Origin of the sequence: Aquicoccus sp. SU-CL01552 (assembly GCF_040365005.1) — a bacterium.
Taxonomy (GTDB): Bacteria; Pseudomonadota; Alphaproteobacteria; order Rhodobacterales; family Rhodobacteraceae; genus Antarcticimicrobium.
On sequence record NZ_BAABWV010000008.1, the window covers coordinates 1 to 19,098 of the forward strand.

18 protein-coding genes are annotated in these 19,098 nt (G+C 66.7%); all 18 read left to right on the forward strand.

Translation table 11 applies throughout. The features are described from left to right. The first annotated feature begins 209 nt into the window (after positions 1-209). The 18 genes from ABWV23_RS10505 (at position 210) to hybE (ending at position 19,096) form a co-directional block, all read left to right on the forward strand. On the forward strand, positions 210-1,697 hold the full coding sequence (locus ABWV23_RS10505; protein WP_353347427.1) for an aldehyde dehydrogenase family protein: 1,488 nt from the start codon (positions 210-212) through the stop codon (positions 1,695-1,697). Positions 1,698-1,800: 103 nt separating this feature from the next. Next, positions 1,801-2,682, forward strand: a complete 882-nt coding sequence (locus ABWV23_RS10510; protein ID WP_353347429.1) for an NAD(P)-dependent oxidoreductase — start codon at positions 1,801-1,803, stop codon at positions 2,680-2,682. A 133-nt stretch (positions 2,683-2,815) separates the two neighbouring features. Beyond that, complete coding sequence (locus ABWV23_RS10515) at positions 2,816-3,796, forward strand: TRAP transporter substrate-binding protein (RefSeq protein ID WP_353347431.1); 981 nt, start codon at positions 2,816-2,818, stop codon at positions 3,794-3,796. 54 nt (positions 3,797-3,850) lie between these two features. Further along, positions 3,851-4,378 (forward strand): TRAP transporter small permease, encoded by a 528-nt coding sequence (locus ABWV23_RS10520; protein ID WP_353347433.1) that lies wholly within the window; start codon positions 3,851-3,853, stop codon positions 4,376-4,378. Then, positions 4,371-5,654, forward strand: a complete 1,284-nt coding sequence (locus ABWV23_RS10525; protein WP_353347435.1) for a TRAP transporter large permease — start codon at positions 4,371-4,373, stop codon at positions 5,652-5,654. Before ABWV23_RS10520 ends, ABWV23_RS10525 begins: the two co-directional genes overlap by 8 nt. Positions 5,655-5,807: 153 nt before the next feature. Then, a complete protein-coding gene (locus ABWV23_RS10530) occupies positions 5,808-7,058 on the forward strand; it encodes a PAS domain-containing sensor histidine kinase (RefSeq protein ID WP_502901649.1) in 1,251 nt (416 codons plus the stop codon). Next, positions 7,055-8,047, forward strand: a complete 993-nt coding sequence (locus ABWV23_RS10535) for an NADH-quinone oxidoreductase subunit B family protein (RefSeq protein WP_353347439.1) — start codon at positions 7,055-7,057, stop codon at positions 8,045-8,047. The genes ABWV23_RS10530 and ABWV23_RS10535 overlap by 4 nt, the downstream gene beginning before the upstream one ends. Continuing rightward, complete coding sequence (locus ABWV23_RS10540) at positions 8,044-9,477, forward strand: nickel-dependent hydrogenase large subunit (RefSeq protein WP_353347441.1); 1,434 nt, start codon at positions 8,044-8,046, stop codon at positions 9,475-9,477. The genes ABWV23_RS10535 and ABWV23_RS10540 overlap by 4 nt, the downstream gene beginning before the upstream one ends. Then, positions 9,477-11,693, forward strand: coding sequence for a carbamoyltransferase HypF (gene hypF, locus ABWV23_RS10545; RefSeq protein ID WP_353347443.1), 2,217 nt, complete (start codon positions 9,477-9,479; stop codon positions 11,691-11,693). Before ABWV23_RS10540 ends, hypF begins: the two co-directional genes overlap by 1 nt. A 234-nt stretch (positions 11,694-11,927) precedes the next feature. Continuing rightward, positions 11,928-13,028, forward strand: coding sequence for a hydrogenase small subunit (locus ABWV23_RS10550; protein ID WP_353347445.1), 1,101 nt, complete (start codon positions 11,928-11,930; stop codon positions 13,026-13,028). A 3-nt stretch (positions 13,029-13,031) separates the two neighbouring features. Continuing rightward, positions 13,032-14,822: a nickel-dependent hydrogenase large subunit gene (locus ABWV23_RS10555; RefSeq protein ID WP_353347447.1), complete on the forward strand. Its 1,791-nt coding sequence runs from the start codon at positions 13,032-13,034 to the stop codon at positions 14,820-14,822. 20 nt (positions 14,823-14,842) lie between these two features. Further along, the gene (locus tag ABWV23_RS10560; RefSeq protein WP_353347449.1) at positions 14,843-15,049 is read left to right on the forward strand and encodes a hypothetical protein; all 207 of its coding nucleotides are present in this window, start codon (positions 14,843-14,845) and stop codon (positions 15,047-15,049) included. A gap of 3 nt (positions 15,050-15,052) precedes the next feature. Continuing rightward, complete coding sequence (cybH, locus tag ABWV23_RS10565) at positions 15,053-15,817, forward strand: Ni/Fe-hydrogenase, b-type cytochrome subunit (RefSeq protein WP_353347451.1); 765 nt, start codon at positions 15,053-15,055, stop codon at positions 15,815-15,817. A 287-nt stretch (positions 15,818-16,104) separates the two neighbouring features. Beyond that, complete coding sequence (locus ABWV23_RS10570; RefSeq protein ID WP_353347766.1) at positions 16,105-16,713, forward strand: HyaD/HybD family hydrogenase maturation endopeptidase; 609 nt, start codon at positions 16,105-16,107, stop codon at positions 16,711-16,713. A gap of 3 nt (positions 16,714-16,716) precedes the next feature. Further along, positions 16,717-17,037, forward strand: coding sequence for a HypC/HybG/HupF family hydrogenase formation chaperone (locus ABWV23_RS10575; RefSeq protein ID WP_353347453.1), 321 nt, complete (start codon positions 16,717-16,719; stop codon positions 17,035-17,037). Further along, positions 17,034-17,420, forward strand: coding sequence for a thioredoxin domain-containing protein (locus ABWV23_RS10580; protein ID WP_353347455.1), 387 nt, complete (start codon positions 17,034-17,036; stop codon positions 17,418-17,420). The genes ABWV23_RS10575 and ABWV23_RS10580 overlap by 4 nt, the downstream gene beginning before the upstream one ends. A 12-nt stretch (positions 17,421-17,432) precedes the next feature. Continuing rightward, the gene (locus tag ABWV23_RS10585) at positions 17,433-18,272 is read left to right on the forward strand and encodes a hydrogenase expression/formation protein (protein ID WP_353347457.1); all 840 of its coding nucleotides are present in this window, start codon (positions 17,433-17,435) and stop codon (positions 18,270-18,272) included. Beyond that, positions 18,269-19,096 carry a [NiFe]-hydrogenase assembly chaperone HybE gene (gene hybE, locus ABWV23_RS10590; protein ID WP_353347459.1) on the forward strand — a complete coding sequence of 276 codons (828 nt, stop codon included), beginning with the start codon at positions 18,269-18,271 and terminating at the stop codon, positions 19,094-19,096. The genes ABWV23_RS10585 and hybE overlap by 4 nt, the downstream gene beginning before the upstream one ends. Positions 19,097-19,098: the final 2 nt, after the last annotated feature.

The window sequence follows — 19,098 nt, forward strand, 5'->3', positions numbered from 1 at the left end:
TGATGCCCAACCTGATCCCGAAAACGCCGCCCTGATGGGCGGCTTTTTGCGTTCGAGCCCCGTGCGCCCCCGAAACCCTGGCTGGTCTCGCGCGTGCTCTGCCCCATGGCAATCTGCCTGGAACCTCCTTTACCGCGTTGCGCCGTCTTCGCCACTGGTGCAAATACGGGCGCAAACGCGACAGCGCGCAGCCAGGTGAAGGAGAGATCATGACGGATTGGACGGCCAAGGCGGCCCGGCTTTATGATGGCGGCTTTCGCCCCATGTTCATCGGTGGTCAATGGTGCGAGGCGCGCTCCGGCGCGGTGATCGAGGCGCGCAATCCCGCCGATGGTTCGCTACTGGCCACGGTGCCCAAGGGCGAGGCCGCCGATATCGACGCCGCCGTCGTGGCCGCGCGCGCGGCCTTCGAGGGGCCCTGGTCCAAATTCACCCCCTTCGAGCGGCAGGCGCTGTTGCTGCGCATTGCCGACAAGTTCGAGGAAGAGTGGGAAACCCTCTGCCTGTCCGACACGCTCGATATGGGCATGCCGATCCAGCGCACCCTGGCCAACAGCCGCCGGGTGCTGGGGATGCTGCGATTCTACGCCGGGCAGGCGGTGGCGATCCATGGCGAGACCATCCCCAATTCCTTCCCGGGCGAGATCTATTCGCAGACCGTGCGTGAACCGGTGGGGGTGGTCGGGGCCATCATCCCGTGGAACGCCCCGATCGCGGGCTCGATCTGGAAGATCGCGCCGGCGCTTGCCACCGGCTGCACCGTGATCCTGAAACCCTCGGAAGAGGCCTCGCTCACCGTGCTGCTGATCGCCAGGATCATGCAGGAGGCCGGGTTGCCCGACGGGGTGCTCAACATCGTCACCGGCCATGGCGCCGACGCCGGCGCGGCGCTGGCCGCGCATCCCGGCGTCGACAAGATCGTCTTTACCGGCTCCACCGCCACCGGGCAGGCCATCGCCCGCGCGGCCACCGGCAATCTCAAGCGGGTCTCGCTCGAGCTGGGCGGGAAATCCCCGGTGATCGTCTGCCGCGATGCCGATATCGACAAGGCCGTGCCGGTCGCGGCGATGGCGGTCTTTGCCAATTCCGGGCAGATCTGCATCGCCGGTTCGCGGCTGTTCGTGGCGCGCGAGATCCATGACGAGTTCCTGCGCCGGGTGGCCGATTATGCCGCCAACCTGCGCATCGGCCACGGCGTCGAGGAGGGCACGGATATCGGTCCGATTATCTCGGCGCGGCAGGCCGAGCGCATCGCCGGATACCTCGCCGCCGGGCCGCAAGAGGGGGCCGAGGTGCTCACCGGCGGCGCCCGGGCCGAGGGCGCGGGTCTTGACGGCGGGCATTTCTTTCAGCCCACCGTGTTCGGCGGCGTGACCGACGAGATGACCATCGCGCGCGAGGAAATCTTCGGCCCGGTGATCTCGGCGCTGCCGTTCGACACCATCGACGAGGTGGTCGAGCGCGCCAATGCCACCCCCTACGGGCTGGCCGCCGGCGTGTTCTCGACCCACTTGGGCACCGCGCACAAGCTGGCGCACCGGCTCAAGGCGGGCTCGGTCTGGGTCAACATGTACCATGCCATCGACCCGGCGGTGCCCTTCGGCGGCGTCAAGATGTCCGGCTACGGCCGCGAGGGCGGCACCGAGCACATGGAAGAATACCTCGACACCAAGGCGATCTGGATCAACGCGGATTGAACCGGGCGACCGGGGCGCACCACCGTTGCGCCCCGGCCCCGCGAGATGAACAAACACGGAACCATCCGCCGCCACGGCGCGCGGGCAACTGGAGGATTTCACGATGAAGGTCGGACTTATCGGCGTCGGGCTCATGGGCCACGGGATCGCCCGCAACGTCCTGTCGCGCGGCGGCTTTTCCCTGCGTTTTCTCGACCATCCCGGCAACCAGCCGGCGGACGAGCTGCTCGCGCTCGGCGCCCATGTCTGCAAGACCTCCGCCGAGGTGGCCGAGGCCTCCGACGTGGTGATCCTCTGCGTCACCGGCGCACCGCAGGTCGAGGCCGTGGTCGCCGGCGAGGGCGGTGTGATCGAGGGGCTGCAACCGGGCGCGGTGATCGTCGATTGCTCGACCTCGCTTCCCGAAACCACCCTGCGCATGGGCGAGGCGACCAAGCTCGCCGGTGGCCACTACATCGACGCGCCGATGACCCGAACCGCGAAACATGCGCATGAGGGCACGCTGAACCTGCTGGTGGGCGGCGATGCCGCGGTGCTGGACAGCGTCCGCCCGGTGCTGGCCTCTTTCACCGAGGCGGTCGATCATGTCGGGCCGCTCGGGCATGGCCACCGGCTCAAGCTGCTGCACAACTATGTTTCCATCGGCTTCATGACCCTGCTGGCCGAGGCCGCCGCCCAGGCCGCCGATGCCGAGGTCGACCCCAAGGTCCTGGTCGACGTGCTGGCCGGCGGTGGCGGGGCGAGCGTGGCGCTCGACCGGCTGGCGCCCTACATCGTCGACGGCGACCGCGAGGGGCTGCCCTTCTTCGTCAGCAACGCGCAGAAGGACATCGGCTATTACCGCGACATGGCCTTGGCCGCCGGCGCCCGGCACACCGTTGCCGACGGGGTCGCCGAGGCGATCGCCAAGGTGACCGACGACGGCTTCGGCCAGGCCTATGTGCCCGAGCTTGTGCGCCTGTTCCGAAAGGAAAATGCAGGCTGATGCGGGTGTAAGGCAAGAATCGCAACAACCCCAGCGGGAACGGGACATTTTCCACATCGCCGGCCCCCGGGGCGGCCTTGCCACCCATAGTTCGCTTGTGTAGCACATGCACAGATTCACTGGGAGGAAATCCATGACTTTCACGTTCCGTGGGCTGGCCGTTGCCGGCGCGATTGTTGCATTCGGCGGCGCGGCCGCCGCGCAGACCGAGATCAAGATCGGCTATGCCCTTGCCCCCGACAGCCATTACGGTGTCGCGGCACAGAAATTCGAAGAGGTCGTGCTGGCCGAGACCGGCGATCAGTTCACCTTCACCCATTTCCCGTCCTCGGGCCTGGGCGGTGAGCGCGAGGTCATCGAGGGGCTGCAACTGGGCACTGTCGAGGCGACCATCGTCTCTTCCGGCACGCTGGCCAACTTCGTGCCCGACACCGGGGTGTTCGACATCCCGTTCCTGTTCCGCGATCTCGCCCATGCCCGCGCCGTGCTGGACGGCCCCATCGGGCAGGAGATCCTGGCCAAGTTCGACAATGTCGGCATGCACGGGATGGCCTGGGGCGAGCAGGGCTTTCGCCACATCACCAACAACCGCAACGCGATCGAAACACCCGCCGACGTCCAGGGCCTGAAGATCCGCACCATGGAAAACCCGGTGCACCTGGCCGCCTTCAACGCGATGGGCGCCGCGCCCACGCCGATGGCCTGGCCCGAGGTGATCTCCTCGCTGCAACAGGGCGTGATCGACGGTCAGGAAAACCCGCTGTCGGTGATCGTCTCGGTCAAGCTCGACGAGGTTCAGAAGTACCTGACGCTGTCCGGCCACGTCTACTCGCCCGCCATGCTGCTGGTGTCCAAGCCGTTCTGGGAGGGGCTGGACGATACCCAGAAAGCCGCCTTTGAAAAGGCAGCGACCGAGGCCGCAGCGGCGATGCGCGGTTATGTCGACAATGTCGAGAAGAGCGGCGTCGAGACGCTGAAGGAACGCGGCATGCAGGTCAACGCGCTCTCGGCCGAGGAAAAGGCCAAGTTCCAAGAGGCGATCGCCTCGGCCTATGAGGGATACTACGAGACCTATGGCAAGGATCTCGTCGAATCCATCGTGAACTTCAAGTAAACGCTTACCGCCGGCGCCCCCTCGGGCGCCGGCCTTCCTATCCGAGGTCACGTCGTGAAAAGGCTGGAACACATCTTCGTCGTGCTGAACGGCTGGGCGCTGATCCTGATGCTGGCTGCCATGACGCTGATCGTCGGCGCCAATATCTCGCTGCGCTACCTCACCGGGCATTCGCTGCCCTGGGCGGACGAGGCGGCCCGCTACCTGATGATCTGGATGACCTTCGGAGGCGCCGGGCTGGTGCTGCGCATCGGCGGCCACGTGGCGATCACCAACCTGCAGGACGCGCTGCCCGACATCGGGCAGAAGATCATGCGCGCGGCAATCGCGCTGGGGCTGCTGATCTTCTTCGGTTTCATGGTCTATGTCGGCCTGCAATACGCGCAGCGGATGCAGTACCAGGTCACCCCGGCCCTGCGACTTCCGTTCCTTTATGTCTACGCGGCGATGCCTGTGGGGTTCGGCCTGCTGATTCTGCACCTGCTTCTGATCGCGCATCCGTTCATCACCGCCGGCACCTACAAGCGCCGCGACGGCGACGCCGGCGAAGCCGCCGCGCTGCCTGGGGGGGCCAATGGCTGAAATCCTGTTCCCGGCACTTTTCGTGCTGCTGGCGCTTGGCGTCCCCGTGGCCTTTGCCATGGCGATTTCCGTCTTTGCCGCGCTCAGCTTCGGCTCGACCTACCCGAACCTCGTCGTGGTCAAGGAGATGTTCTCCGGTCTCGACAGCTTTCCGCTGCTGGCGGTGCCCTTCTTCGTGCTCGCCGCCGAGATCATGACCGGCGGCGCGATCACCATGGCGGTGCTGCGCCTGGCGCAATCGCTGGTCGGCCACCTCAAGGGCGGGCTGGGCCATGCCAACGTGGTCAGTTCGGCCATGTTCGCCGGCATTTCGGGCAGCGCGCTGGCCGATGCGGCGGGGCCCGGCACCATGATGATCCGGATGATGGAAAAGGGCGGCTACGACCGCCCCTATGCCGGCGCGCTCACCATCGCCAGCTCCGTCGTCGGGCCGATCATCCCGCCCTCGATCACCATGATCATCTACGCCATGCAGGACCAGGAGGTTTCCGTCGGCTCGCTGTTCATGGCCGGTGTGCTGCCCGGCGTGCTGATCACCCTCGCGGTGCTCATGGCCAATGCCCGTGTCAGCCACCTGCGCGGCTATGCCTCCGGCGCGCCGCGGCCGCCGGTCGCCGAGATCGCGCGCATCGCCTTTTACGCGGTGCCGGCGCTGCTGCTGATCCTGCTGATCGTCGGCGGCATCCGCTTCGGCATCTTCACCCCGACCGAGGCCTCGGTCATCGCCGTGTTCTACGCGCTGGTGGTGGGGATGTTCGTCTATCGCTCGCTGCGGCTGCGCGACCTGCCCGACATCATCCTGCGCGCCGCGCTGACCTCCTCGGCAGTGCTGCTGATCCTCGGCGCAGCCCGCGCCTTTGCCTGGATCCTGATCATCGAGGGCATCCCGCAATTCTTGGCCGAGACCATCATCGCCTGGGATCTCTCGCCCATCGTCTTCCTGCTGGCGGTCAACCTGCTGCTGCTGGTCTTCGGCCTGTTCATGGACCCGCTGCCGGGCGTGATGATCCTGGTGCCGATCCTGGCGCCGATCAGCCTGGCCATGGGGATCGACCCCAACCACTTTGCCATCGTGGTGATCGTCAACCTGACGCTGGGCCTGACCACGCCGCCGGTGGGCAGCCTGATCTTCGTGGTCTCCTCGACGGTCAATCTCAAACCTTCGACGCTGATCCGCGAAATGCCGCCCTTCTTCATCGCGCTGGCCGCCGCGCTGCTGCTGATCACCTTCGTACCGGCACTCTCCACATGGCTGCCCCGGGTCAGCGGGTTCTGAGGCGGCCCCGCGCCCGGGTCCGATATCGCTTTCTGATCGCGGCAATCGCCGCTAGGCTCGGGGGCAGGGCATCAACCGGGTCGATAATGGACAGCCAAGGTGACTAACGGGACCGATATCGGCGACAGGGCGTGGTCGGACGTGCTCCAGGCCATGGACCGGACCTATGCCGAGCTGGTCGACTACCAGGAGCAGTTGGAAGCCCGTAACGCCGAGCTGACCAACCTGCGCAATTTCCTCGGCTCGATCATGTCCTCGATCAGCGATTTCCTGATCGTGACCGACCGCGAGGGCAAGATCGCCGATGCCAGCCAATCCTTTCGCCACGCGCTGGGGGCCGGGATCGACACCCTGAAGGGGCAGCACATCTGCAGCTTCTTCGACGGCGCCGATTGCGACCTGGTGCGCGAGGCGATCTCGAGCACCCTGTCACTGCGGCAGGAGACACGGCTCAGCGCCGAACTGCTCGCGAAACAGGGGCCGAACCCGGTCGAGTTCCGGATCGCGCCGCGCCTTGACCGTCGGGGCAAAAGCACCGGCGTGATCCTGACCGGCCGGCCCATGGGCGAGCTGTTGCGCGCCTATGCCGATCTCGAAACCAGCCACAAGGACCTGAAAGAGGCGCAAAGCCAACTGGTCCGCAACGAGAAGATGGCCTCGCTCGGCCGGCTCCTGGCCGGGGTATCGCACGAGCTGAACAACCCGATCAGCTTCGTCTATGCCAACACCCACACGCTTGAGAAATACATGAACCGTTTCGAAAGCTACTTCGAACAGGTCCAGGCCGGCGCCAGCCGCGACGAGCTGATCGACCTGCGCGCGGACCTGCGGCTTGACCGGAACCTCGACAACCTGCGGCACGCGGTCCAGGGCGTGCGCGACGGCGCCGAACGGGTCCGCGACATCGTCGAGGACCTGCGCCGCCTCTCCGCGGAGGGGACCGGGGAAACCACCACCTTCGACCTGGCCGAAACCGCCCGGCTGTCGGCGCACTGGATCGAACGCGGCACCAAGTCCGAGGTGGCGATCACCTTCACCGGCGAACCGACCTGCCTGGTCGTCGGCCGTCCCGGTCACATGCAGCAGGTGCTGATGAACCTGGTGCAGAACGCGGTGGATGCCATGGCCGAGATGGACAGCCGCGAAATCTGCTTTAACCTGTCCTACCACGCAGAGGAGGCGGTGATGGAGATTTGCGACAGCGGGCCAGGCATTCCGCCGGACCTGAGACAGACGATCTTCGACCCGTTCTTCACCACCAAGGAGGTCGGCAAGGGCACCGGCCTCGGCCTGTCGATCTCGCACAAGATCGTCGAGGAACACGGCGGCCGGCTGGAACTGATGGACCGCAGCGATCCGGGCGCCTGTTTCCGGATCACCCTGCCACGGGGGCACCGCACATGAACATTCTCTGGCTGCAATCGGGCGGCTGTGGCGGCTGCACCATGTCGCTGCTCTGTGCCGAGGATCCCAACGTCTTTGATCTGCTCTCCGGCGCCGGGCTCACGTTTCTGTGGCATCCCAGCCTGAGCGAGGCGACCGGAACGCCGGTGCGGGCCCTGCTTCAGGATATTGTCGAGGGGCGGCAGGAACTCGACATCCTCTGCATCGAGGGTTCGATCCTGCGTGGTCCGAACGGGACAGGGCGGTTTCACATGCTGGCCGGAACCGGCCGCTCGCTGCTCGACTGGCTCCTCCAGCTTGCGCCGCTGGCCGAGTATGTCGTCGCCGTGGGCACCTGCGCCACCTATGGCGGCATCACCACCGCCGGGGAAAACCCCGCCGACGCGATCGGCGTGCAATATGACGGTGCCCATCCCGGCGGCGCCCTGCCGGCCGAATTCACCAGCCGCGCGGGTCTGCCGGTGATCAACGTGGCCGGCTGCCCGACCCATCCTGACTGGGTCACCGAAACGCTGATGCTGCTGGCTGATGGAAAGCTGGACCGCGACGATCTCGACGGCATCGCCCGGCCCCGGTTCTATGCCGACAATCTTGTGCACCACGCCTGCCCCAAGAACGAGTTCTACGAATACAAGGCCAGCGCGACGCAGCTCTCCGAGATGGGCTGCCTGATGGAGCACCTGGGATGCGTCGGCACCCAGGCCTCGGGCGATTGCAACAGCCGTGGTTGGAATGGCGCCGGAAGCTGCACCCGCGCGGGATACCCCTGCATCAACTGCACCGCGCCCGAGTTCGAGGACCCCGGTCACGGCTTTACCGAAACCCCGAAATTCGCCGGCATCCCGGTCGGCCTGCCCTCGGACATGCCAAAGGCGTGGTTCATGGCCCTTGCCAGCCTGTCCAAGGCGGCCACGCCACGCCGCATCGCGGTCAACGCGACCTCGGATCGCATCGCCGTGCCGCCGAAACTGAAAGAGCCGAAAACATGACCACCTCGCAGCTGATCGTCGGCCCCTTCAACCGGGTCGAGGGCGACCTCGAGATCCGGCTCGATGTCGCGGATGGGGCGGTCCGCGCGGCCTATGTGAATTCGCCGATGTTCCGGGGATTCGAACGGATGCTGCTGGGCAAGGGGCCGATCGACGCGCTGACGATCACGCCGCGCATCTGCGGCATCTGCTCGATCAGCCAGTCGGCGGCGGCGGCGCGGGCGCTGGCCCAGGCGGCGGGGGTGGTCCCCGCAGCGCAGGGCGAACGCGTCGCCGCGCTGCTGCACGCGGTGGAAAACCTTGCCGACCACGTCACCCATTTCAACCTGTTCTTCATGCCCGATTTCGCCCGACCCGACTATGCCGGGGCGCCGTGGCATGACCGGGCGGTGGCCCGGTTCACCGCGATGCAGGGCTCGGCTCTGCACGTCGCCACCGATGCGCGGGCGCGGTTGCTGCACATCGTGGGGATGCTGGGCGGGAAATGGCCACATACGCTGGCGATCCAGCCCGGCGGCGTCACCCGCACCCCGACGCGGCGCGACCTGATCCGCATCAGGGCCAGCCTGCACGCCTTTCGCTCCTATCTCGAAACCCATCTTTTCGGCGCCGAGGTCGAAGCCTTTGCCGCCCTCGACAGCATCGACCGGCTGGAAGAGTGGCACGGCGGCGATGCCGGCCTGTTCCTTGAGCTGTCCCGCGATCTCGGTCTTGCCGCCTCCGGCCTCGGCACCGGGCGCTACCTGTCCTTCGGCGCCTATCCCGGCCCCGACGGGCCGCTGTTCGCGCGGGGCATCTGGACCGCCGATGCGGGTCGGGGGGATCTGGACACGACCGGGATCGCCGAGGATCTCAGCCATGCCTGGATGCTGGGCGAGGATGCCCATCCGACACAGGGCCAGACCCTGCCGGACGAGGCGATGGCCGATCCCGCCTATAGCTGGTGCAAGGCGCCGCGCCTTGCAGGCCAGAGCTTCGAGACAGGCGCGCTGGCGCGGCAGATCATCGACGGGCATCCGTTGGCCACCGAACTGGCCCGCGAGGGCAGCGTGCGGGCCCGCATCATCGGCCGGCTGCTGGAAATCGCGCGCACCCAGATCCTGCTGGAACAGCTTCTCGACCGGATCGACCCCGAGGCCACGTTCATGACCCCGACCGAGCTGCCTGAGGCGGGCGAGGGCGCCGGCCTGGTCGAGGCCGCCCGTGGCGCGCTCGGCCATTGGCTGCGGATTGAAAACGGCAAGATCGCCTCTTACCAGATCATCGCGCCGACCACCTGGAACTTCAGCCCCCGCGACAAGGCCGGCGTGCCCGGCCCGGTGGAACAGGCCCTCCAGGGCGCCCCGGTCCGCGCGGGCGAGGATACCCCGCTTTCGGTGCAGCATATCGTGCGCAGCTTCGACCCCTGCATGGTCTGCACGGTCCATTGATGCAGGGCCGCCGTATCCGCGTGCGCGGGCAGGTGCAGGGGGTGGGCTTCCGCCCCTTCGTCTGGCAGTTGGCGCGGCGCTTCGGGTTGCGCGGCGCCGTGCTCAACGATCCCGAGGGGGTGCTGATCCTTGCCGCCGGCGCCGGGCTGGATGCCTTCGAGGCCGCGCTTTACGCCGAGGCACCGCCGCTGGCGCGGGTCGACGCGGTGGAAAGCGTCGCGGAGGACCTCCCCGAGGCCAGGGATTTCACCATCGCCGCCTCGCAGGGGGCAGGGGCCGAAACCCGGATCACCCCCGATGCCGCCACCTGTTCCGACTGCCTGTCCGAGGTGCGTGATCCGACCGACCGGCGCCATAGCTATGCCTTCGCCAACTGCACCCATTGCGGCCCGCGCTTCACCATCCTGCACCGGCTGCCCTATGACCGGGCGCAGACCACCATGGCCCCGTTCACGCTCTGCCCCGAATGTGCCGCAGAATACGCCGACCCGGCGGACCGGCGCTTTCACGCCCAGCCTGTCGCCTGCCCGGCCTGTGGCCCGCGCCTTTGGATCGAACCCTGCGCCGGAACCGATCCGATATCGCAGGCCGCCGACCGGCTGCGGGCGGGCGAGGTGCTGGCGATCAAGGGGCTGGGCGGCTTTCACCTGGCCTGCGACGCCCGCAACGCGGTGGCCGTCGCCCTGCTGCGCGACCGCAAGCACCGCCCGGCCAAGCCCTTCGCCCTGATGGGAACGCTGCCGATGATCCGCGCCCATGCGGCACTCTCGGCGGAGGAGGCCGCGCTGTTGCAGGACCCCGCCGCCCCGATCACCCTGCTCGCCAAGGCCGGCACACCGCTGCCAGAGGGGATCGCGCCGGGGCAGGGGACGCTGGGCTGGATGCTGCCCGGCACACCGCTGCATCACCTGCTGCTCGATGCCTTTGGTGGGCCGCTGGTGATGACCTCCGGCAACCTCTCAGGGGAACCGCAGGTGATCGGCAACGACGAGGCGCGCGAAAAGCTGGCCGGGTTTGCCGATGCCTTTCTCATGCACGACCGCGAGATCGCCCGCCGGCTCGATGACAGCGTGGAACGGATCACCCCGGCCGGGCCGATGGTGCTGCGCCGGGCGCGCGGGCGGGTGCCGGGCACGCTGCCCTTGCCGCCGGGGTTCGAAGGGGCGCCGCAGGTGGTCGCCTATGGCGGTCAGATGAAATCGGCGCTCTGCCTGATCAAGACCGGGCAGGCGCTGCTGGGCCATCATCTCGGCGATCTCGACGGCGCGCTGACCTATGACGCCTTTCTCCAGGCGGACGCGGATTATGCCGACCTCTTCGATCACCGGCCCGACCTGGTGGCCTGCGATCTGCACCCGGATTTCCGCGCCACCCGCCACGCCCGGTCCAGGGGGCTGCCGGTGGTCGAGGTTCAGCATCACCATGCGCATCTGGCCGCCTGCCTGGCCGAGAACGGCTGGCCGCTGACCGGCGGCAAGGTGGCCGGGATCGTGCTCGACGGGCTGGGGCTGGGTCCCGACGGCACCGTCTGGGGCGGCGAACTGCTGCTGGGCGATTACCGCGACTACGACCGGCGGGCATGGCTGAAGCCCGCGCCGCTGATCGGCGGTGACCGCGCCCAGTCCGAGCCGTGGCGCAATGCACTGGTGCGGCTGGATGCGGCGGGGCTGTCCGATTGGGCCGATACGCTGTTTGCCGACAAGCCGCTGACGCTGGCGCGGCAGGCGGCGGCGCGGGGGATCAACGCACCGCTCTCCTCCAGCGCCGGGCGGCTGTTCGACGCGGTGGCGGCCCTGCTGGACCTCTGCCCCGAGGGCCAGAGTTACGAGGGCGAGGCGGCGATGCGGCTGGAGGCGCTGGCCGAAGACGGTGCCGCGCCGTTTGACTTCGGCGGCGAGGGCGCCGAGATCGACCCGGCGCCGGTATTCCGGTCGATCCGGGCGGCGCTGGAACAGGGCCAATCCGCCGGCCGGATTTCCCACGCCTTTCATGCCGGGCTCGCCCGCGCTTTCGCCACCAAGGCACGCGCGCAGGTCGAGGGGGGCGAGGCCGCAGCGGTGGCGCTGTCGGGGGGCTGTTTCCAGAACGCGCGGCTGCTGTCGGAGACCTTGGATCAGCTCACCGGGCTCCCCGTCCTGATCCAGACCAGAACCCCCGCCAACGACGGCGGGCTGGCGCTGGGGCAGGCGGTGATCGCTGCGGCGCAGCGTCTCTGACGGGCGGTAAGGCGCTTACCGGTTCTGCGGATGGGCGGTTACTCGGTCACCGCCGAAATCCGGCGAAAAATCACCAATGCACTGAGATATAACGCGAAAACAGGTTTTCCCCTGTTTCCGTTTTCTCCTGTTTCCGCCTCTCCGCAGGGGGATGATGGGCGATGAGGCATTGTATGCCACTGCATTCGCACATCGGGGCCGGGCGAACCGGTCCGTCAACGGGAGGGACGCGCGTTGAGCAACACATCCGCTCAGATCGAGACATTCTATGACGTGATGCGCCGCCAGGGGATCACCCGGCGCAGCTTCATGAAATACTGTTCGCTGACAGCCGCCGCACTGGGGTTGTCCCCGGCCATGGTGCCGAAAATCGCCCACGCGATGGAGACCAAGCCGCGCACGCCGGTGATCTGGGTGCACGGGCTGGAATGCACCTGCTGTTCTGAAAGCTTCATCCGCTCGGCACATCCGCTGGCCAAGGACGTGGTCCTGTCGATGATCAGCCTCGATTACGACGACACACTGATGGCCGCCGCCGGGCACCAGGCCGAGGCGGCGTTGCAGGACACCATCGAAAAGTACAAGGGCAACTACATCCTCGCCGTCGAGGGCAACCCGCCCCTGAACGAGGATGGCATGTACTGCATCATCGGCGGCAAGCCCTTCGTCGATCAGCTACGCCACGCCGCCGAGCACGCCAAGGCGGTCATCAGCTGGGGCGCCTGCGCCTCCTACGGCTGCGTTCAGGCGGCCAAGCCGAACCCGACCCGCGCCACCCCGGTGCACAAGGTCATCACCGACAAGCCGATCATCAAGGTGCCGGGCTGCCCGCCCATCGCCGAGGTGATGACCGGGGTGATCACCTACATGCTGACCTTCGACCGCCTGCCCGAGCTTGACCGCCAGGGCCGCCCGGCGATGTTCTACGGCCAGCGCATCCACGACAAGTGCTATCGCCGGCCGCATTTCGACGCCGGCCAGTTCGTCGAGGCCTGGGACGACGAGAACGCGCGCAAGGGCTATTGCCTCTACAAGATGGGCTGCAAGGGGCCGACCACCTACAACGCCTGCTCCACCGTGCGCTGGAACGAGGGCACCTCGTTCCCGATCCAGTCGGGCCATGGCTGCATCGGCTGTTCCGAAGACGGCTTCTGGGACCAGGGCAGCTTCTATGACCGTGTCACCGACCTGACCCAGTTCGGGGTCGAGGCCAACGCCGACAAGATCGGCATGGCCGCCGCCGGCGTCGTCGGCGCCGGGGTCGCGGCCCATGCCGCGGTCTCCGCCCTCAAGGCGGCACAACGCAAGACTCAATCTCAGAAAGAAGGGGCGTAAACCATGACGACCACTCCGAACGGTTTCGACCTCGACAACACCGGTCGCCGCATCGTCGTCGACCCGGTCACCCGGATCGAAGGGCACATGCGCTGCGAGGTGAACGTCGACGACGACGGTGTCATCCGCAACGCCGTCAGCACCGGCACCATGTGGCGCGGGCTCGAGGTGATCCTCAAGGGTCGCGATCCGCGCGATGCCTGGGCCTTTACCGAGCGGATCTGCGGGGTCTGCACCGGCACCCACGCCCTGACCAGCGTCCGCGCGGTCGAGGATGCGCTTGGCATCACCATCCCGGATAATGCCAACTCGATCCGCAACATGATGCAGCTCAACCTGCAGATCCACGACCACATCGTGCATTTTTACCATCTGCATGCGCTGGACTGGGTGAACCCGGTGAACGCCCTCAGGGCCGATCCGAAGGCCACGTCCGAGCTGCAGCAGGCGGTTTCTCCGTCGCATCCCCTGTCCTCCCCAGGATACTTCCGCGACGTGCAGAACCGCCTGAAGAAATTCGTCGAGAGCGGCCAACTCGGCCTGTTCAAGAACGGCTATTGGGACAACCCGGCCTATCTCCTGCCGCCCGAGGCCGATCTCATGGCCACCACCCACTATCTCGAGGCGCTGGACCTGCAAAAGGAGGTCGTCAAGATCCACACGATCTTCGGCGGCAAGAACCCGCACCCCAACTGGCTGGTGGGCGGCGTTCCCTGTCCGATCAACGTGCATTCCACCGGGGCGGTGGGCGCGATCAACATGGAACGGCTGAACATGGTCAGCTCGATCATCGACAAGTGCATCGCGTTCAACAAGAACGTCTATGTGCCCGACATCAAGGCCATCGGCGGGTTCTACAAGAACTGGCTCTACGGTGGCGGGTTGTCGTCCCGCTCCTGCCTCGCCTATGGCGACATCCCCGAGAACGCGAACGATTTCTCGCCCGATCAGCTGCACCTGCCGCGCGGCGCGATCATCAACGGCGACCTGTCTCAGGTGCACGATGTCGACCCGCGCGACCCCGAGCAGGTAAAGGAATTCGTCGATCACAGCTGGTACACCTACGGCGAGGCCGGCAAGGGGCTGCACCCTTGGGACGGCATCACCGATCCCAACTACGAGCTGGGGCCGAACGCCAAGGGCACCCGCACCAACATCGAGGAACTGGACGAGGCCGCCAAGTATTCCTGGATCAAGGCGCCGCGCTGGAAAGGCCACGCGATGGAGGTCGGCCCGCTGGCTCGCTACGTCGTCGGCTATGCCAAGGGGCACGAGCAGATCAAGTCGCAGGTCGACGGGCTTCTGCGCGACATGGACCTGCCGTTCGAGGCGCTGTTCTCGACCCTCGGCCGCACTGCCGCCCGCGCGCTCGAAAGCCAGTATTGCGGCGAGCTGCAGAAACATTTCTTCGACAAGCTGGTCGCCAATATCAAGAACGGCGACGAAAGCACCGCTAACATCGAGAAATGGGATCCCTCTTCCTGGCCGAAAGAGGCCAAGGGCGTCGGCATGACCGAGGCACCGCGCGGGGCGCTGGGCCACTGGATCCGGATCAAGGACGGGCGCATCGAGAACTATCAATGCGTCGTGCCCACCACCTGGAACGGCAGCCCGCGCGACACCGAGGGCAATATCGGCGCCTTCGAGGCCAGCCTGATGAACACCCCGATGGAGCGCCCCGAGGAGCCGGTCGAGATCCTGCGCACCCTGCACAGCTTCGATCCCTGCCTGGCCTGCTCGACCCATGTCATGTCGCCCGACGGCGACGAACTCACCGAGGTCAAGGTGCGCTGAGACGCAAAAGGAGACACACCATGAAAACCACCGCGAAACTCGCTGTCGCAACCGCTCTTCTTGCCGCATCCAGCCTGCCCGCGCTGGCCCATCCGGGCCACCCGGAACTGGCCGGCCCGGCAGGCCATGACGCGGCGCATGTGCTGATCGGGCTGGTCCTGTGCCTGGTGGTCGGGGCAGCCGTCGTCGCCCGCAACGCCTGGCGTTCAACCCGCAAGGAGGAATGATCCATGTCGGAGACCTCGCTTCCCACCCGCAAACCCGGGCGGCCGGCGCGGCTGACCGGTGACGCCACCTTCGACGATGTCGACACCGTCCGCCGCCAGACCTCGGTCTTCGTCTATGAATGGCCAGTGCGGCTGTGGCACTGGGTCAACGCGCTGGCGATCACGATCCTGGTGATCTCGGGATGGTTCATCGCCTCGCCGCCGCCCTCGATGCAGATCGCCGAGGCCACCCACCAGTTCGTCTTCGGCTACATCCGCTTTGGCCATTTCGCCGCCGGCATGATCCTGACCGTCGGGTTCTTCGGCCGGATCTACTGGGCCATGGTCGGCAACCACCACGCGCGGCAGCTGTTCTATGTCCCGGTGTGGAAGGCGCGCTGGTGGAAAGAGGTGGTCATCGAGATGAAATGGTACCTCTTCCTCGAAAAGGAGCCCAAGAAATACGTCGGCCACAACCCGCTGGCACAGATCGCCATGTTCTTCTTCATGACGCTGGGCACCACCTTCATGATCGTGACCGGATGGGCGCTCTATTCCGAGGGCGCCGGGCGCGGCAGCTTTGCCGATGGCGTCGCCGGCTGGGTGCTGACGCTGGTGGGCAATTCGCAGACGGTCCATTCGCTGCATCACTTCGGCATGTGGTTCATCGTGATCTTCATGATCGTCCACATCTATGCCGCCATCCGCGAGGATATCATGTCGCGGCAATCCATGGTCTCGACCATGATCTCGGGCACCCGCAGCTTCAAGGATGACCGCCCCGAATAGGCGCACCCGACAGACAGGCACGGCAAAAGGCGGGGCGACCCGCCTTTTTCTATGGGCGCGAACTTTCCGAAAGTTCATGAATCTGGAACCCTTCTTTCCGGGCCGCCCCCCGCCTGATGAGACCGGAAATGGTAAAAAAATACAGGAAAACAGTGCGTTGATTTGTATGTCACGGTATGCGGAAAATCCGCTGCCTTTGACGGATGCACATAATACAGTCGATGAACATGGAAAGCGAAAAGCTTCCATCCACTTTCGCAACTTGGGAGGAGCGCGGAATGGCAGGCATGACGGGCAAGGTGTTGGTCCTCGGCATCGGCAACGTCCTTTGGGCCGACGAGGGGTTTGGCGTCCGCTGTGTCGAACGCCTGGCCGAGACCCGGCAGTTCGGCGACGATGTGTGCCTTCTCGACGGCGGCACCCAGGGGCTCTACCTGCTGCCGTTCCTGGAAGAGGCCGACATCCTGATCGTCTTCGACGCGGTTGACTACGGCCTCGCCCCCGGCACCCTCAAGATCGTCGAAGGCGACGCGGTTCCCAGCTTCATGGGCGCCAAGAAGATGAGCCTGCACCAGACCGGGTTCCAGGACGTGATCGCCACCGCGCAACTGATGGGCTATTGCCCCGAAACCCTGCTGCTGATCGGCTGCCAACCCGAAGAGATCGAGGATTACGGCGGCGGCTTGCGCCCCATCGTGTCCGACCAGATCGACCCGGCCATCGCGGTCGCGCTTGACCGGCTGGCCGGATGGGGCATCGAGGCCCGCGCCGGACGCAGCGACGACAGCCTGCTGGCCGACCCCTCAATCAAGCGTGGTGCCTACGAAGACGGGCGCCCCGCCGCGCATGAGGCCTGCCGGACCGGGGATGACCGCTTTTTCCCCGGCGAGGGCTGAGCGATGTGCGTCGGCATCCCGATGCAGATCCTCTCGGTCGACGGCATCGCCGCGCAGGCCGCCGACGGTCCCCGCCGCGAGGTGATCGACCTGTCGCTGACCGGGCCGTTGCAGCCGGGCACATGGGTCCTGACTTTTCTGGGCACCGCCCGCGAGGTGATCGACGCCGACGAGGCGCGCAAGATCGCCGCCGCGTTGGACGGGCTGCGCTCGCTGATGACCGGCGGCGACCTGGGCAACGCCTTTGCCGATCTCGATGCCACCCCACCCCGATTGCCGCCACACCTGCAGGCGGCGCTGGACAAAGGAGAGACGCGCGGATGACACACCCATTGATCACCCGGTTGACCGAGGACATGCAGTGGCCGAACCTCGCCAGTGCCGCCGATCTGGAGGGCTTTACCGGGGGCCCGGGATGGCACGTGGTCTTCGTGCCCGGCGATCCGGCCCGAAACCTCGAGACGGCGGATGTGGCGGTGATCCTGCCGGAGCTGAAAATGGCGTTCCAGGGCAAGTTCGATTGCGCCGTCGCCGATCCCGCCATCGAGGCGGTGCTGCGCGAGGACACCCGCGTCCTCAAGACACCAAGCCTGATCTTCTTTCATGACGGCGCCTTTGTGACCGGCATCCCGAAGGTGCGGGACTGGAGCGAATACATGACACGGATCACTCAGATCCTCGCACGCCCGCCCGTGGCGGCCGAATAGGGAGATTGCCAGATGGTTGGAAATTTCAACATGCCGCCCATGGGTTATGGCCCCGGATCGCAGCCCGTCGACGACGAGGCCGGCGAACTGGAATACATGCCGATGCCGCAGGACATGCGCACCTTCACCGCCCATATCCCCGAGGTCGAGGTCGATGACAGGCTGACCCCGGCGCTGGACCTGTTGCGCAGGATCGCCGCCGCTGCCGAGCTTGCGGGGCAGGGCGGTGGCAACACCACCTTCGACCTGTCGACGCTCGACCGGGCAAACCGCGCCCTGATCGCCGAAACCATGGGCGAGGGCGAGGTGGCGATCCGCGTCTTCGGCAAGCCCGCCGTGGCGGTCCAGGAAAGCGTCTTTGCCGGGATCTGGGTGCTCAAGGCGGCAGAGATGGACGTGATCGAGGTCGGCCAGGTGCCCCGGATGGCACAGGCGCGTGCCTTCGCGGCGCGCCGCCCGGCGCTGGGCGCCGAGGCCCCGTTGTCGCCCAGCGTCGTCAACGCGCCGCCGCTTCTGGTCGAACTGGCGGACAAATCGGCGGGTTTCACCCCGGGGGGGGAGGTCCATACGGTCAACCTGACGCTGCTGCCCCATACCGAGCAGGATCTCGAATGGCTCGACGCCGCCATGGGGCGGGGATCGGTCGAGATCCTGTCGCGCGGCTATGGCAACTGCCGGATCGAGGCCACCGCGCTGGCGCATGTCTGGCGGGTGCGGTTCTACAACTCGATGGACACGCTGATCCTCGACACCTTCGAGGTTTCCACCATGCCCGAGGTCGCCATCGCCGCCGACGAGGATCTTTCCGACAGCGGCGCGCGCCTGCTCGAAGTGCTGGAGGCGATCCGATGAGCGGTTTCGAGGGCTCGTTTCTGGGCGCCAACGACCGGATCAGCCTGCGCGCCATCATGGAGTGCAAGATCTGCTGGACTCCCTATGACCCCAAGGAGGGTGACGATACCCGGCAGGTGCCGCCGGGCACCCCTTTCCTCGCCCTGCCCGAGGACTGGAAATGCCCGAACTGCGACGCCCCCAAGGAACAGTTCCTGGTCTCCGAGGATCCCGGCTCCGACGCGGTGCGGGATGCCGAGGCGCTCGCCGAACGGACCCGCGCGCTCGAGGCCGACTTCACCGAGATCTGGCATGGAAAGATGCGCGACGTGCCGATGGTCAACAAGGTCCTGCACGTGCAGGCGGTGGCGTTCCAGTTGCATGAGGGGCGCCCGCTGGGCATCCTGATCAGCCCCTGGTTCATGAACCTGGTGCAATTGGCCGCCGAGGGCGAAGACTGGTCCGACCTGATCCCCGGCGCCAAGGAGGTCATCTCCTTTCCCTCCGGCGATTACGAGTTCATCCACAACACCCGCGAGACGGTCGGCGGCTACAAGGCCTGCTCGCTGTTCTCGCCGATGGGGGAATTCCGGTCGCAGGCGCAGGCGGTCGACGTGGCCGAGGCGGTGATGGTCGCGCTCTTCAACGACGAGAACCGCGCCGAGACCGATCGCAGCGCCGACATCCGCGCCGCCCGCGAGGCCGAGATCGAGGCTGCCGACGCTGCCGAGGCCGCCGAGGCAGAAGCCGGGGCAGAGGACAGCCAGACAACCGCGCCGGAGGCCCTCCCCGAGGCCCCGACCCGCCGCCAGGTGATCTCCGCCGGACTGGCGAACGAGGCCTGAAC